The organism is Massilia aurea (genome assembly GCF_014200505.1).
Classification (GTDB): Bacteria; Pseudomonadota; Gammaproteobacteria; order Burkholderiales; family Burkholderiaceae_D; genus Telluria; species Telluria aurea_B.
The window spans coordinates 67,933-83,746 of sequence record NZ_JACHBX010000002.1 but is presented as its reverse complement, the minus strand read 5'-3'; the positions used below and the strand labels follow the sequence as shown (position 1 = coordinate 83,746).

Below are 15,814 nucleotides of genomic sequence, written 5' to 3'. Positions count from 1 at the left end.
ACCTTGCGGTCTTTAAACCTTAGGCTTTTTCGAGATGCGCTGCGAGTTGGCCGCGCAGTTCGTGACCGCTCGAGTGGGTGTAATCCTTGTTGAGCTCATGCGTGATCAGCGCCTTGACCTGCGGATCGATTGCGGTACGCAGCAGGCCCAGGAACTCGGGCGATGCGGACACGATCAGGTGCTGATACTGGCCTTTCTGCTGCCCTTGCAACAGGTATGCGGCGACGTCCTTGGCAAACTTTTGCGCTTCGTGCTCGGCCGGCGTGACAGCTGGCTGGTAGTCGCTGCCCGGCGCACCGGCCTGTGCCGCGTGCTCGAAGCCGCCGCCCTGACCGCCGCCGATATTGTGGCCGCTATTGCCGGCCGAGCGCGGGCTCAGGCGGTCGGTCACGATGTCGCTGACGCGCCCTTGCGCAGCAGGATTGACCATGTCTTCCACTTCTTGCAGCGACTTGGCAGACTTGGCATCGGCGAAAATACGTGCACGACCGGCATTGGCCGCGATAATCCAGGTTGTAGGCATAGAGTCCCCTGTTTGAATGGTGAGTGAGCGCATCTGGCGCTGCGGAGCCTGGGCCCCGGCTGGCGCGATGCGCGTGGAGGCCATCGCCGGCAGTAATGGACACGAACGACGCACAGCATCGACCCGCATTCCCTGCCTGGCGACAAGTGATGATTTAGTATAGCCCCGTCAAAAAATCCACGTCGCACCGCGTTCCTGCCGTGCGCGCCTGACGAGGTGGCGAGATACCAAATGGATCAATTTGCCGGTGGACGTGCAGTAGCGTACTGAACGGGAACGCTGCGGGGTGCAAGATGGACCCATCGACACTGCAAACACGGAAGGAACACTATCATGGGTAAATTTTTCATTGGCTGGCTCCTGGGTATCCCGGTCGTTGTACTGGTCATCCTGTACCTGATCTTCTAATCGACGATCGCGGTAGCAGCAAAAAAAACGCCACCTTGCGAGGTGGCGTTTTTGCATCCGTACATCACGGCGCTTTCGCGCCGTGATCTTCGACAGTCAATTACCAGCCGATATCCTTCAGCAGTGGCAGCGTCAGATCCTGCGGTGGCGACACCGACAGGGTCAGGTCCGAATTGATGCTTGGCTCCATCAACAGGTTTGGCGATGCTGTCACGTCCCAGTGCGAGACCGACGAACCCGGCGCCAGCGTGGCTGGGGTGTACAGCAGCGGACGACCGAGGGCATCGGCGCCGGCCTTGCGGGTGTTGTCAACGGCAAACGTTGCAGTGACCGCACCGGCTTGTGCACGCGAGCCGTATGGCTTGGCGGCGGCCACGGCCGCTTTCAGCAATTCGCCTTCCGCTTGCGTGATACCCACCGATGGGATGGTGACGGTAGCGTCGGTGCCGCCTGGAACGAGCGCGCCGGGCGCATTGTTGGCCAGCACGACGCCGATCGCACCGGCGTTCTGTGCATTCTTCACCTTGACGGCGAAAGCGCAGGCGCCGCGATTGATGATCGGTACCTTGCCGCGCACCGCTGCAGTATTGGCCGCATCAAATGGCGAGCATCCAGGACCGATTTCACCAGCCTGAGGCGCGAGCGTGGTCAGCACGCCAAGCTTGCCGGAGGTTGGCGCAGCGGGGCCGAAGGATGACGCATTGAATTCCATCGTCGGGATGGTGCTGCCCGGGCCGGCCGATTTCAGCAGTGGCGTGCCGCGCAGGATGCTGGCGCCGGCAACCGAGTTGGCGCCGGTCCAGGCCAGGCCCAGCGGGTTGATCGCCGAGACGCGACGCTCGGCCGACGTCATGTTCAGCCATCTCTTCCTGGCGGTGTTGTCATACATGAACTCTTCCCAGACGCTTGGCAGGCCGCCCTCGGACACATACGCCGAGCCCTCCGCATTGATACGGAAGCCAGTCGAGGTCTGCACGCTGACGACCGAGAAGCCCAGGCCGTGGCCCAGTTCGTGCAGCAGGGTTGCTGCAAAGTTCACCTGGCCGCCGGCATTGCCGTCCAGGCCCAGGTAGAAGCTGCTGCCGGCGAGGCAGTTCGGCTGGCCGAGGTTGACGTTGAACTGGGTCTTGATATCGACGTTGCTGTAGCCACTACCATCGTCAGGGATTCCTGCAGTCAGGTTGACGCCGGCGATCTTGTTGGCCAATGCTGCTGGATACCAGGTGTTTTTCTTGCTGCCTGGGAAGTTATTCCAGATATTCCAGGCGCCGGCGCTGCCCAGCGTGGCCGAGGTGGCGGTGCAGTTCAGCGCTTCCCAGCCGGCTGATACGGTGATCGTCACGTTGCTCTGGAGATTGCGCTCCCAGATATCGGCAACGTGGCGGTACACGTTCATGCGTTGCTGGCCCAGCGTGGTGCCCGTATTGCCGCCAACCGGTGCCACCGGGGTCGGATCGTTGAAACCGAAGCCGGCTGGGTCGCGGCTCTGGATGGTGATGGTTGCAGCTTGCGCGGCGATGCAGGTCAGGATGCTGGCGGTGGCCAGCACGGTGCGTACGGCGGTGAGCGAGAAAGATGGGGTGCGCATGATTACTCCGTGACAGGCGTAATGGTGTGAACGTGGCCGGTCGAATCGGCATTCTGGGTGTCGCCGTGCGTGATGCTGATGCTGCCGTCTGCATTACGAACTGCCACCGACGTCGTCATGAATTCGTCGGTCAGGCGGGCACCGCGTGCGCCGCTGCTGTGGAATTTTTGCAGGGTCGGTTTCGGTGCGATGCGCGCCATTGCCCTGACGGACTGCGCTTTCAGCGTAGCCGCTTCGGCAGGAGTAGGGGCGCGCAGCGTGCCGGTTTCGGCGTCGCGCACGACGGTCAGCGAATCATTCGAGACAGCGGGTGCTTCCTGGGCCATGGCAGACTGGCTGGCGAAACCCATCAGGGCAAAGGCAATACCGGCGGCGCGCAATGCGCGCAGGCCGGTTTGTTGTTTCTGGAACATGACAATCTCCTGGGAAAACTTATTCGATGCAAAATGTGCGAAGCGCAGCGTGCTTCGGCGGACAGCGTGGCGTGGAGCGCTCAGACGCGTTTGCGGCGACGTGCGGCAACGAGGCCCATGGCGCCAGCGGCCAGGATCAGGATGCTCGACGGTTCAGGCACATCGACGACTACGGAATCGAGGCCAACATAATTCGACTCGGCTGTCTCGCCGGTATATTGGAAGCCAAACCGGGCCGAGCCCTCGCGTGGGCCGATCCAGGCCGTGTATTGGGTCCAGCCATTCTTGCCAACGGTGAAGCTTGGGACCAGGTTAAATCCGACACCGTCGGTGTCGACAAAACCAAACGCAAACTTGTCGCTATAGCCTTCTTCGTCGACTGCCCGCAGCCAGAACGAGACGGTGACGCCAAGCAGGGTCGAGAATTCAGGGGTGTACAGCCAGTTGTTGAGTGTGCCACCGTCGACACCGCTGCTGAAACTGGTGGCGGCGAACGATTCCGGCGCGCCGCTCTGGGCATCGAATTTGGTTTGATCGCCCTGGAACCAGTTGAGCGTACCAAGTGGGGCACTCTTGTTGTCAATGATCCAGCCCTTGTTCTGGAGCGTGCTGACGTCGTCAAAACCTTCATCAACTACGACCGTGGCGGATGCCGAAGCCATCATTCCGGAAATCAGCAATGCGAGTAATGCGTTCTTCATTCTGTTGCGCTCCAAGTTTGTTCGATGAACGGGGGGCTGCATTCGTGTCACAGCCCCTGTATCGGCTGTCGTAACGATTATTCGACGACTATGGAAGCCAATGCATATTACGTGCCAGCAAAACAAGACGTTGATTTCTATGAAGATTATTTTTGCTAATGACTCTTTGGTAAATAATTGTAAGATTTTTCGACAAATTTCATACGCTTGTCATACAAATAACGACAGTTTATTTTTTATTCAGGGCATTGACGCAATTTTGTTGCAATAAGGTAGGTCCTATTAATAATTTGCCAGTGGTGAGTGTGGCCGGGCAATTTTCGATGAATTTGCTGATTACAAGACGATCCCACCCGGTTCGACACCGTTGCATGCCATAGCGACAAGATAATTTTTAGATAGCTATAATCAATCGGTCGGCGTCTTCGTCCCATTGAAAGAGCTTCATGCGCTTCAGATCCATTCAATTGTCCCTGCGGTTCATCGTTCCCCTTGCCCTCGTGCTGGCGCTATTCGGGTACTTTGCCATTCCGTGGATGGAAAATCTCACCCAGCGCTGGTTTGTGCGTGACCTCGACACGCGCTCGCGTCTGGTGTCGAGCACGCTGCAACAGCCTTTGCTGACCTATCTCGAAGATGGTTCGGGCGAGCGCATCAATGATGCGTTCGAGCGCGCAATCCAGGACGAGCGCCTGTACGCGCTGGCCCTGTGCTCGACCGACGGCATGCTGTTGTACAAGACCTCGACCTATCCGGCCACGCTCGGTTGCCGCGAGGGGCAGGTCAGCAACGAGGAGGATGGCTCGACGTCCAATCCTGTCGTCCGTCTGGCAGAGGGTCCGGTCCACGTCTCCACGCGTGAACTGATGCAGGACGGCGTCTCTGCCGGCCGCCTGGTGCTGGTACAGGACATGAGCTTCATCGAGCGCCGCAGTGCCGACACCAAGAAATACATCCTTGGCCTGTTCGTGCTGATGGCTGGCGCGATTTCCATGATCACCGTGATCATCGCCCACCTGAGCTGGCATGGCTGGGTGGCCGGCATGCGTGAAATGCTGCGCGGCGAACTGCTGCCGCGCTCGCCACGCCGCGGTGCGGCGCAGCCGGCGCCGGTCGAAGGTGACATGGCGCCGCTGGCCAGCGAGTTCCGCGCCATGCTCAATGACTACCAGCGTGAGCTGGCCGCCAGCCCGGTCGAGTCAACGACCTGGAGTCCCGAGACGCTCAAGCTGCTGCTGAACCAGGACCTGGCCGGTGACCAGATCCTCGTGGTCTCGAACCGCGAGCCCTATATCCACGTGGCCACGCCCAATGGCGTGAAAGTGCAACGGCCGGCCAGTGGCCTGGTCACGGCGGTGGAAGCCGTGATGCGCGCCTGCTCCGGCACCTGGATCGCGCATGGCGCCGGTTCGGCCGACCGCGAAACGGTCGACGCCAACGACCACGTGCCGGTCCCGCCCGACAATCCGAGCTATACGCTGCGCCGCGTCTGGCTGTCGAAAGAAGAAGAGCAGGGCTATTACTATGGCTTTGCTAACGAAGGCCTGTGGCCGCTGTGCCATATCGCCCACGTGCGCCCTGTATTCCGTTCGACGGACTGGGCCGAATACGTGCGCGTGAACCAGCGATTTGCCGATGCCGTGATCGCCGAAGCGCGCTCCGACAACCCGGTCGTGCTGGTGCAGGATTATCACTTCGCGCTGCTGCCGCGCATGGTGCGTGCGGTGCTGCCAAAGGCAACCATCATCACGTTCTGGCACATCCCGTGGCCGAATCCGGAGTCGTTTGGCATCTGCCCATGGCGCGAAGAAATCCTCGACGGCATGCTGGGCAGCACGATCCTGGGCTTCCATACGCCGTTCCACCGCAAGAATTTCCTCGACACGGTCGACCGCTACCTGGAAACCCGCATCGAAGACGAAGCATCGACCGTCAGCTACGGCAACCAGCTCACGCAAGTAAAACCGTATCCGATTTCCATCGCCTGGCCCGACGAGATCCCGGGCGAACCGGACATCGCCGCCTGCCGCGCCGAGATCCGCCAGTCGCTGTCGCTGCCGGCCGACCAGTTGCTGGGCATCGGCGTCGACCGTCTCGATTACACCAAGGGCATCGTCGAACGCTTCGAAGCGGTCGAACGCATGTTCGAGCTGTACCCGGAAATGATCGGCAAGTTCACGTTCGTGCAGATCGCCGCGCCCACCCGCTCGTCGCTCGACGAATATCAGAACCTGGAAACGCGCGTGCGCGGCTTGGCCCAGCGGATCAATGACCGCTACGCCAGCGGCACCTACCTGCCGATCGTGCTGAAAACCGAGCACCACGAACAGCGCCAGTTGCGCACGTACTTCCGCGCGTCGGACGTTTGCAGCGTGACCAGTCTGCACGATGGCATGAACCTGGTGGCCAAGGAATTCATCGCCGCCCGCGACGATGAAGGTGGCGCGCTGATCCTGAGCCAGTTCACCGGCGCGGCGCGCGAGCTGCATGAAGCGCTGATCGTCAATCCGTACCACATCGAAGAGGGCGCCGAAGCGCTGTACCAGGCGCTGCGCATGCCGCGCGACGAGCAGCGCGAACGGATGCGCAGCATGCGCCGCCGGGTGCGCGACTTCAACGTGTATCGCTGGGCTGGTCGCATGCTGCAGGATGCAGCGCGCCTGCGCCAGCGCGAGCGCGTCAAGTCGCGCATCGTCTCGCTCAGCCAGGACCGCGTGCGTAGGGGTGAAGCATGATCGCTGCCAATGACAACCTGCAGGCCGCACTCGACTTGCTGGCCGCGCCCGATTGCGCGCTGTTTCTCGATTTCGACGGCACGCTGGTGGACATCGCGCCACTGCCCGACCAGGTGATCGTCACCGACATGCTGCGCAGCGCGCTGCCGCTGCTGCAGGCGCGCCTGAACGGGCGGCTGGCCCTCGTGTCCGGCCGGCCCATCAACGAGCTCGACAAACTGCTGGCGCCGCTGACATTCCCTGCAGCCGGTGTGCATGGGATGGAGCGGCGCGGTGTCGATGGTGTCGTGCGTCGCCTCACGCCGCCCGACTTTGCCCTGGTGCGCCAGGCTGCACAGGGGCTGGCGGCGCGCCATCCCGACCTGTGGGTCGAAGAAAAGCACGGCGCGCTGGCGCTGCACTTCCGCCAGGCGCCCGAATTGCAGGCGCTGTGCACCGACGCGATGCGCGTGGCGGTGGATGCCAGCCCGGGCCTGTTGCTCATGGAAGGCAAGATGATCGTCGAGGTCAAGTCGAACGCCGTCAGCAAGGGCACGGCGATCCGCGACTTCCTGGCTGACGCGCCGTTCGCCGGTTACCGGCCCCTGTTCATTGGTGACGACACGACCGACGAAGCAGGTTTTGCACAAGTACAAAGTATTGGCGGGATCGGCCTGAAGGTCGGCCCGGGCCCCACCGTGGCCCAGTGCCGCATCGCGTCGGCGGAACAATTGCGCATCGTACTGTCGCAAGCGGCCGCCGCGCCAACCATTGGAAAGGACATACCCCATGAATGATGATTCCCACGAGTCGACAATGAGTACCGCACTACCGAACGCCCTCGAAGCACGGGGCACGATTGACCCCACCGGTTCGCTCGATTGCGGCGTGATCGGCAATTGCGCCTTCAGCGCCCTGGTCGACCGCATGGGCCGGATGGTCTGGTGCTGCCTGCCGCGCTTTGACGGCGACCCGGTCTTCAATGCCTTGCTCGATCCGAGCGAAAAGGGCAGCCTGTGGAGCGTCGAGCTGGAAGACTTCGCCCGCAGCGAGCAGGTGTATGAACCGAACACGGCCGTGCTGCGCACGCGCCTGTTCGACAGCGGCGGCAACGGCATCGAGATCACCGACTTCGCGCCGCGCTTTTTGAGCCGCGACCGCATGTTCCGCCCCCTGATGCTGGTGCGCCGCGTGCGTCCGTTGGGCAGCGGCGTGCGCGTGCGCGTGATCATGCGGCCCCGCTTCGAATACGGCGCCAAGGCGCCCGAGATCACGCAGGGCAGCCACCACATCCGCTACGTCGGTCCCGACCAGACGCTTCGCCTGAACACCGACGCGTCGCTTAATTATGTGATGTCCGAGTCGTTCTTCCTGCTCGACCGGCCGCTGAACTTCATGCTCGGACCGGACGAAACGCTGGCCGATGGCATCAAGGACACCGCGCACCGCTTCGAGCTCGAGACGATTTCGTACTGGCGCACCTGGTCGCGCCGCCTGGCGCTGCCGCTCGAGTGGCAGGATGTCGTCATCCGCGCCGCGATCACGCTGAAGCTCTCGCTGTACGAAGACACCGGCGCGATCATCGCCGCGATGACGACCAGCATCCCGGAAGCACCGGGAAGCGAGCGCAACTGGGATTACCGCTACTGCTGGCTGCGCGACGCGTTCTTCGTGATTCGCGCGCTGAACAGCTTGTCGGAAGTCGGCACGATGGAAGACTATCTGCGCTGGCTGAGCAATGTCGTGGCCCGCGCCAAGGGCGGGCATATCCAGCCGCTGTACGGCATCGGGCTGGAAGAAGAGCTGCCCGAATCGATCATCGAGCACCTGCCCGGCTACCGCAACAATGGGCCGGTGCGCGTGGGCAACCAGGCGCAGGAACACTTCCAGCACGACGTGTACGGCAATATCGTGCTCGGCGCGGCGCAGGCCTTCTTCGATCACCGCCTGTTCCGCCGTGCCGGGCATGCCGAGTTCGTGCAACTCGAAGCGGTGGGTGAACAGGCATTCCGCCTGTACGACGAGCCGGACGCAGGCATGTGGGAGCTGCGCACGCGCGCCCGTGTGCACACCTCGTCGGTGCTGATGAACTGGGCAGCGTGCGACCGCCTGGCCAAGATCGCCGAAGAACTGGACTTGCCCGAGCGCGCCACGTTCTGGGGCGAGCGCGCGGAAATCATCCGCAATCGCCTGTTGACCGAAGCGTGGAGCGAAGAGCGCCAGGCGTTTGCCGAAAGTCTGGGTGGACGCGACCTCGACGCCAGCGTGCTGTTGATGGCCGAGATCAACTTCATCGATCCGATGGATCCGCGCTTCGTCGCCACGGTCGACGCGCTGGAAAAGTCGCTGTGCGACGGGCCGTACATGCGCCGCTATGAAGCGCCGGACGACTTTGGCAAGCCGGAAACAGCCTTCAATATCTGCACGTTCTGGCGCATCGATGCGCTGGCGCGAATCGGCCGTGAGGACGAAGCACGCGTCGTGTTCGAGGCGATGCTGGCAGCGCGCAATCACCTGGGCCTGCTGTCGGAAGACACGCATCCGGACACCGGCGAAATGTGGGGCAATTTCCCGCAGACGTATTCGATGGTGGGCCTGATCAATTGCGCGATGCGCCTGTCCAAGCCGTGGAACAGCGTCGTCTAACTGCATGATCGTCATGGCCGGGTCATAATCGGCCTTCACACTTCGTCGCATCACCTTGCGATGGAGTGTGCATGAAGCAGAAATCTTCGCCTGACCGGATGGCAGCGTTGGCGCAGGCCGGGAAGCGCCCCTCGTGAAAGAGGGCGAACTCCAGCGCAGCATGGCCGGCAAGACCATCGTCCTGCTCAGCGTCCCCGCTGGCGCCGGTCACACCCGGATCGCCGAGGCCATCCGCGCCTGCGCCGCAGCCGAACACCCGGATGCCACCGTCATCCACCTGGATGCGATGGCGTTTGCCACGCCACTGCTGCGCAAGGTCTACACGGATTTCTATCTGCGCCTGATCACCCGCGCGCCGGGCTTGTGGCGCTATATCTACCGCTGGACCGATGCGGCCAGCCCGAATAGCCTGGTCAGCCGGCTGCGGCGCCGCATCGAACGGCGTGCGTGCCGCGCCCTGACCAATGAGATCGCGGCGCTGCAACCCGACGCGATCATCTGCACCCATTTCCAGCCGGCCGAAGTACTGTCGCAGCAGATCGCCGCCGGAAAACTCTCGTGCCCGCTCTGGGTACAAGTGACCGATTTCGACCTGCACCGCATGTGGCTGCAGCCGCACGTCACCGGCTATTTTGCCGCCAACGACGAGGTGGCGTTCCGCATGCACGACCAGGGCGTGGCCGCGCATGCCATCTACGTCGCCGGCATTCCCACGATGCCGGCGTTTTCGATCACCCACGACCGCGCCGACTGCGCTAGAACACTGGGCCTGAACCCGGCGCTGCCGACCTTCCTGCTGATGGGCGGGGGCGCCGGCCTGGGTGGCTTGCACCGCGTGGCGCAGCAGTTGCTGGCGATTCCCGGCAATTTTCAGCTGATCGCGCTGGCCGGCAAGAACGCCGCCGAACTGGCCGCACTGCAGCGCCTGGCCGTGCGCTTTCCGGGCCGGCTGGCGCCACAGGGCTACACGGACCGCGTCGAGCGCCTGATGGCGTGCGCCGACCTGGTGATCACCAAGCCGGGCGGCGCGACCACGGCCGAGTGCCTGGCGATGGGCGTGCCGATGATCGTCAATGCACCGATCCCGGGCCAGGAAGAGCACAACGCCAATTATCTGCTCGAGCATGGCGCCGCGCTCAAGGCGGTCGACCTGGCCACGCTCGACTACCGCATCCGCTACCTGATGGCGCACCCGGAAAAACTGGCCCGGATGGCTGCCTGTGCACGCGCCCTTGGCCGCCCGCAGGCTGCCCGCCACGTCGTCGAAACCGTTCTGGTGCAAGCCGCCCGTCAACGGGATGCCGCCCATGTTTGAATTAGCCGATGGCGCCAGGCTCGTGGCGACGGTGTGCGCCGTGCTGGTGCTGGCGTATCTGTTCGCGCGTGTGGAAGTGGAAATCGAAGGGGAGGCCGGCTGGGCGGCGAACCTGCCGACCTGGCGCATCGAGGAGCATCTGCTGCTCGACATCTTCTGGGGCGGGCGCGCGCTGACGGGCTACCACCTGTGGATGTTCTCGTTCATCGGACTGGTGTTTCACTTCCCGCTGTTCTTCATGGGCCAGTGGTCGTGGCAGCTCGAGGCGACGGTGATGGCCTCGATCATGCTGTTCTGGATCGTCGAGGATTATCTGTGGTTCGTCATCAATCCGGCCTTCGGCTGGCGCCGCTTCAAGCAGGTGCATGTGGCGTGGCACAAGCGCTGGGCGCTCGGCGCGCCGATCGATTACTGGCTGTTCGGCGCTGCCAGCGCGGTGCTGTTCTGGTACGGCGCCTGAGTCAGGTCCAGCGCATGGCGCACGCGATCGCATAACTCGCCCGACGTGCGCGAAATCAGCTCCGGGGGAATCGCGAACTTGTTGGTCAGGCGATCGTAGTCTTCAAACCCGTACGAGACCATGAACGGGTGCATGCCGGTATGGGCGGCGGCCGTGAAATCCTTGTGCTCGTCGCCGCAGATATAACCGCGCGCCGGATTGACGCCGAAGCGCTCGCGCACGGCGCGAAACGACGCCGTCTTCTTGTCCTTGAGTGGAATATGTTCCAGAAAATCCAGTGCGCCGATATCGATATCGTGGCGCAGGAACAGCTGGCGCAGCGTTTCCAGGGGCTCGATCGTGATATTGCGCGTGACGATGCCCACCGTGATGCCGGGCGCGGCGATCAGCTCGCGGATCAGGTCGGGGATGCCGTCATACAGCCGGGCTTCTTGTCGGTAGATGTCGGTCAGCGTGTCGACCAGTTTGGCGCGGCTGTTCTTGCGCAGGTTTTTCTTGATAATCGCCGGAAATTGTTTCAGGCCGCCCACGTACTTGAGCAGGTGGTGTCGTTTCTGGAATGCCGTTTCGGCGCCGAGCACGCAGCCGTGCTGGTTGAAGGCCATGGCGATCGCGGAAAATGCATCGATGGTGGTGCCATCCGCGTCGAGAATGAGAAGCCGTTTATCGCTGTTGTACATGTGCAGCGCCCCCGATGCCGTTGACCGGACCGGCATGTCAACCTGCCGGTGCCCACTGTGCACCATCATCGGATGCTGGCATGACAGGGGTATGACAACGCGCGTGCTGAGGTGCTTACGTGGCTGCGAGGTAACGGTCCAGTTCTGCATGGTCCAGCAGGCTGTCGCCCAGACGTGTCGTGGCGATCAGGCCGCGTGCCTGGACCAGGTCGTACCGCAGGCAGGCGCGCAGCGTGTCGAATGAGCGGTCGTTGAAATCGGGCCGTGCTTCGTCGATGGCAATCTCGGTGCTGCTGAAAACGACGGGAACGGGCGGCGTGTCGACCGATTTCTCGAACACGGCGTCGACGAAACGGCGGCGCGCATCGGCATCGTCAAGCCGGCTGACGCAGATGACGGACAGGTCGGACGGCAGGTAGCGTTCCAGCAGCGTGCGCAGCGGGGTGTAGTAAAAGCTGTTGGAGAGGATGGAAAAAAATGGAAACTGTTTGCGCGACAGGTAGAACGCGAGTTCGTACTCGATGCGCTGCATGAAGGTATGCGTACGAAGATGTTCCAGCTCATGCCGCGCATAGCCTTCCACGATCAGGTGCAAACGCCTTGGAAAATAGGCCTGGCAGATACGGATCACGGTCTTTGAAAACGTGCTGGCCTCACGCGGCGCGCGGCCTGTCCCGCTGTGTTCGGATTGGTACGATGAAAAATAGTCCCGCGCCTGGTCCCCGCCCAGCGAATCGAGCTTGAACATCTTGTAGAAGCTCCACATCCGCTCAAACCCATTGCGCAGGCACAGGACCAGCCGCGTATCGTGCTGCGGCAGGCGCTGCACGGTGGCCGGATCGAAGGCATAACCGGCGCTGGCGTCAAGCAGCGGCAGACTGGCTTTGCGCGAGCGCGCCGCGTGCGGCTCGTCGTTCGCATACAGATACGGTTCTTTTTCGCCGGGCACGCGGTCTTCGGCCAGGCCGTTGACGACCATCCATTCCGACAGCGCCGTGGTGCCGCATTTTGCGACACCGACAATGAATACATGCTTGATCGTCATCGTTCATCTCCTGGAAAACGGTTGCGTCACCAGACGATAGTCTCACACACGCACTGCTGGACGGCGTGTGGCGAACATCGACTCGGTACACTGGCATACTCCAGACCTTATCGAGGCAAGCATGCGTTCCATGGATTTCAGTTCGTGGCAAGGTGCGATGACGACCATCATCGGACTTGCCGTCATCACCTTGCTGGGTGTGGGCATTCGCCTCATCATCATGCAGACGATCCAGCAGCGGCGCGAGCGCATGAACCGCCAGATCAACGAGCGGCTCAAGACGCTGATCGCGGCCTACCGCACGCTGGGCGGCTCGTTCACCGGCCAGCTGACGGTCGACCCGACCCATTTGCGCGACCTGCATGAGCGCGCCCGGGTCGGGGAGGGTGCACCGGCAACGGCCGAGGAAACCTTCAGCTCCGAACGGTCACGCCGCATGCGCGACGCGGTCGAGGCGGCGCTGGCGGACATCCTGCTGCTGGGGACCGAAGAGCATTGCCGGCTGGCGGGGCAGGCCGCGGCCGACATGGCAGCCGGCCGGCCGATCCACACGGCGGACCTGGTGATCAGCCTGCGCGGTTTCATCCGCAGCGCGCTGGACCTGGGGCCGATGCCGGCCGATGTGCTGATTCCGCTGCAGGGGCCCACGCGCACGCAGGGCGGCGCGGCGCGTGGCAAGGGCGAGGCGGGCGGTAACCGGGGCGGTGGCAATGGCGGCGGCAATGCCGATGGTGGCGGCGGTGGTGGCATGGCCATGGGCCTGGGGTCGGGCCTGGGCCGCAGGGATGCCGATCAGGCCGGCTGATGCGCCCCTGACACGGCAAGCGCTGCGGCCGCCTTGGCGGCATACATCGCCTTGTCCGCATGCGCGATGAGTTCTTCACGATTGCCGCCATGCTCGGGATAATGCGCGACACCGACGCTGACGGAAATCTGCAGCCGGTGCCCGTCGCCCAGATCGACCGGCGCCGCCAGCGCCAGGTGGATCTTGTCCAGGACCAGCCCGGCATCGGCCGCCAGCACGATGTCTTCCAGCAAGACGACGAATTCATCGCCGCCCAGGCGCGCCAGCGTATCGCTGTTGCGCAGGCAGCCAGAGACTCGGCGCGCGACCTCCTGCAGCAAGCGGTCGCCACAGGCGTGACCAAAGCTGTCGTTGACCTGCTTGAAGCGGTTCAGATCGATGAACAGCAGCGACAGGCGCTCTTGCTGGCGGCGGGCATGCGCGAGCGCAGTGTCGAGGCGGTCGTGGAACAGGCGCCGGTTGGGCAGGCGGGTCAGCTCGTCATGCAGGGCCATGAACCGTAGTTGCGCATGGAGTTGCTTGCGGCCGATGGCGGCGGCGAGCTGATCGGCGACGAACACCAGCAAATCGCGGTCCTGCGTCCGGTACGGCGCGTCATCCGGGCCGTTGCGCAGCGCGATGACACCGACGACGCCGTCGGTCGTGGTCATCGGCACGGCCAGTGCGCCGCCGGTGAGGGTCGCTGCCGCCGCCCGCAGTGGCGCCGGCAGACCATCCTGGGCATCGGGCGCAAGCAGCAGTGGCGCAGCACACTGGGCCACTGTCTCGCACAGCAGCGGCATCAGCGCTGTGTCGCACGGGGCGCCGTCGTCCACGAGGTAGGCGAACTCGATGTCCTGGCCGGCCGTGTCGCACAGGGCGACCGCAAAGCAGCAGGCCGGCAGGAACTCGTGGACGATGGCGTGGCTGCGCTCGAACAGGTCTGCCAGGTCATCGCTTGCGTGGGCCGCTTCTGAAATTGCGTACAGTACCGACTGCATTGCCTGCGCCTGCTTCAGCGCGGTCACATCGCGCGCAACGGCCACGCGCAGCTGGTCGGCCTCGGACCAGCGCGCCGACCACATGATATGGACGATGCTGCCGTCCTTGCGTACGTAACGGTTTTCAAAGTCGGTGTGGATATGGCCATTCATGATGTCCTGCGCCGCAGCGAGCGTGCGCTCGCGGTCGGCGGGGGCAACCAGATCGATCACGCGCATGCCGATCATCTCCTGCTGTGTGTAGCCGAAGATGTTGACACCGGCCGCACTGACGTACACGAACCGCCCGCCGGCGTCGACCATGCAGACGGCGTCGAGCAGCAGGTCCGTGAAGTTGGCAATCGGGGCGCGGACGGTGTATTCCATGAACATATTCTAAATGACATTTGATCTGAAATCAGGTCCAGCAGTCCGGGCGCGTCGTCATGCCCACTGGGTGCGCTTTTGGGAAACAGGGAAGGACATCCGTAGGAGTATTCCGGTTTCAGCAAACTTGCTCGTCTGATAGCAATTCGGGCAGCTGACTAGCGCAAAATAAAGTCCGCTCAGGATGTTTATCCACTTCAAAACTACACCATCGACAAGGTCGTCAGGCGCAGCCAGCCTGCGCATCATCGGGGCAGCGCCGTTCTGCTGCGCAGGTCAAGAAGGAGTCAGGCATGTCCAAAACAAGCAAGGCCACGAACAATCTGCATCACGTGCAGAACCAGTGGGGCGGGACGTCGACGCAGTGGCATGAAGGCGGCATGTGGATCATCGGCGCACGGCCCGGCCAGCACGTCGTGGCGCTCGACCTCACGTCGAGCGACAACGGCAAGACGCTCACCGGAAACATGAAATATGCAGGTGAAGGCGCCATCGGCTTTCGCGCCACTCTGACCCAGAGCAATACGTACATCGTCGAAAATCAGTGGGGCGGTTCGGCGGCGCCATGGCATCCGGGCGGGACGTGGGTCATCGGCTGCCGCCCTGGCCAGAGCGTGGTCGCCATCCATGTCGAATCGGGCGACAACGGCGCCACACTGAAGGGGACGATGACCTACAGCGGCGAAGGGCCGATCGGTTTCCAGAGCCAGGCAAGCGATGGCGCCGTGTACGCCATCGAAAACCAGTGGGGCGGCGGGTTCGCGCCATGGCACCAGGGCGGCATCTCCGTGCTGGGTTGCCGCGACCAGGCCGTGCTCGCGGTCGACTTGACGTCGAACGATGGTGGCAAGACCCTGACCGGCACCATGACGTATGCGGGCGAAGGCCCCATCCGCGTGCGCGCCACTTCGGTTGCCGGCAACAACTACCAGGTCGAAAACCAGTGGGGCGACACGTCGTCGGCATGGCATCCGGGCGGCGTCTGGCTGATCGGCTGCCGCGCCGGTCAGCACAGCGTGGCGCTCAATGTCACGTCCGGCAACCAGGGTAACAACCTGCATGGCGGCATGACCTACAGCGGCGAAGGCGTGATCGGCTATCGCGGTACGGAATTGCCGATGTAATTGCTACGGCACCGGCCATGCGCCCGCAGGTGGCATGGCCGGTGCG

The 15,814-nt window shown here is 63.1% G+C and carries 14 protein-coding genes; 7 read left to right on the top strand and 7 right to left on the bottom strand.

Features of this window, described 5'->3' with window-relative positions; translation table 11 throughout:
* Positions 1 to 19: 19 nt before the first annotated feature.
* The 4 genes from HD842_RS09740 to HD842_RS09725 form a co-directional block, all read right to left on the bottom strand.
* A complete protein-coding gene (locus HD842_RS09740) occupies positions 20 to 523 on the bottom strand; it encodes a host attachment protein (protein WP_183553895.1) in 504 nt (167 codons plus the stop codon).
* A 508-nt stretch (positions 524 to 1,031) separates the two neighbouring features.
* The gene (locus HD842_RS09735) at positions 1,032 to 2,519 is read right to left on the bottom strand and encodes a PA domain-containing protein (protein WP_183553893.1); all 1,488 of its coding nucleotides are present in this window, start codon (positions 2,517 to 2,519) and stop codon (positions 1,032 to 1,034) included.
* 2 nt (positions 2,520 to 2,521) lie between these two features.
* On the bottom strand, positions 2,522 to 2,932 hold the full coding sequence (locus HD842_RS09730) for a post-PEP-CTERM-1 domain-containing protein (protein WP_183553891.1): 411 nt from the start codon (positions 2,930 to 2,932) through the stop codon (positions 2,522 to 2,524).
* Positions 2,933 to 3,012: 80 nt separating this feature from the next.
* Positions 3,013 to 3,633 (bottom strand): choice-of-anchor J family PEP-CTERM protein, encoded by a 621-nt coding sequence (locus HD842_RS09725; protein ID WP_183553889.1) that lies wholly within the window; start codon positions 3,631 to 3,633, stop codon positions 3,013 to 3,015.
* A gap of 446 nt (positions 3,634 to 4,079) precedes the next feature.
* Between HD842_RS09725 and HD842_RS09720 the strand changes: the two genes are divergently transcribed.
* The 5 genes from HD842_RS09720 to HD842_RS09700 all read left to right on the top strand — a co-directional run bounded on the left by HD842_RS09720 (position 4,080) and on the right by HD842_RS09700 (position 10,768).
* Entirely contained in the window at positions 4,080 to 6,368 is a 2,289-nt protein-coding gene (locus tag HD842_RS09720; protein WP_183553887.1) for an alpha,alpha-trehalose-phosphate synthase (UDP-forming), read from the top strand.
* On the top strand, positions 6,365 to 7,144 hold the full coding sequence (gene otsB, locus HD842_RS09715) for a trehalose-phosphatase (RefSeq protein WP_183553885.1): 780 nt from the start codon (positions 6,365 to 6,367) through the stop codon (positions 7,142 to 7,144). The genes HD842_RS09720 and otsB overlap by 4 nt, the downstream gene beginning before the upstream one ends.
* A gap of 19 nt (positions 7,145 to 7,163) precedes the next feature.
* The gene (locus HD842_RS09710) at positions 7,164 to 8,993 is read left to right on the top strand and encodes a glycoside hydrolase family 15 protein (RefSeq protein WP_229424699.1); all 1,830 of its coding nucleotides are present in this window, start codon (positions 7,164 to 7,166) and stop codon (positions 8,991 to 8,993) included.
* 160 nt (positions 8,994 to 9,153) lie between these two features.
* Positions 9,154 to 10,308, top strand: a complete 1,155-nt coding sequence (locus HD842_RS09705; protein ID WP_183555259.1) for an MGDG synthase family glycosyltransferase — start codon at positions 9,154 to 9,156, stop codon at positions 10,306 to 10,308.
* The gene (locus tag HD842_RS09700; protein WP_183553881.1) at positions 10,301 to 10,768 is read left to right on the top strand and encodes a hypothetical protein; all 468 of its coding nucleotides are present in this window, start codon (positions 10,301 to 10,303) and stop codon (positions 10,766 to 10,768) included. Before HD842_RS09705 ends, HD842_RS09700 begins: the two co-directional genes overlap by 8 nt.
* Here the strand turns inward: HD842_RS09700 and HD842_RS09695 are convergent.
* Both HD842_RS09695 and HD842_RS09690 read right to left on the bottom strand, forming a co-directional pair.
* Complete coding sequence (locus tag HD842_RS09695; protein WP_183553879.1) at positions 10,717 to 11,448, bottom strand: HAD family hydrolase; 732 nt, start codon at positions 11,446 to 11,448, stop codon at positions 10,717 to 10,719. The genes HD842_RS09700 and HD842_RS09695 overlap by 52 nt on opposite strands.
* Before the next feature lie 115 nt (positions 11,449 to 11,563).
* The gene (locus tag HD842_RS09690; RefSeq protein ID WP_183553877.1) at positions 11,564 to 12,493 is read right to left on the bottom strand and encodes a hypothetical protein; all 930 of its coding nucleotides are present in this window, start codon (positions 12,491 to 12,493) and stop codon (positions 11,564 to 11,566) included.
* A 121-nt stretch (positions 12,494 to 12,614) separates the two neighbouring features.
* Here HD842_RS09690 and HD842_RS09685 point away from each other — a divergent pair, with 121 nt between their 5' ends.
* On the top strand, positions 12,615 to 13,298 hold the full coding sequence (locus HD842_RS09685; RefSeq protein WP_183553875.1) for a hypothetical protein: 684 nt from the start codon (positions 12,615 to 12,617) through the stop codon (positions 13,296 to 13,298).
* On the opposite strand, the gene HD842_RS09680 is transcribed toward HD842_RS09685, so the two are convergent.
* Complete coding sequence (locus HD842_RS09680; protein WP_183553873.1) at positions 13,286 to 14,644, bottom strand: diguanylate cyclase domain-containing protein; 1,359 nt, start codon at positions 14,642 to 14,644, stop codon at positions 13,286 to 13,288. The genes HD842_RS09685 and HD842_RS09680 overlap by 13 nt on opposite strands.
* A 293-nt stretch (positions 14,645 to 14,937) precedes the next feature.
* Here HD842_RS09680 and HD842_RS09675 point away from each other — a divergent pair, with 293 nt between their 5' ends.
* Positions 14,938 to 15,768: a lectin OAA family protein gene (locus tag HD842_RS09675; RefSeq protein ID WP_183553871.1), complete on the top strand. Its 831-nt coding sequence runs from the start codon at positions 14,938 to 14,940 to the stop codon at positions 15,766 to 15,768.
* The last annotated feature ends 46 nt before the right edge of the window (positions 15,769 to 15,814 follow it).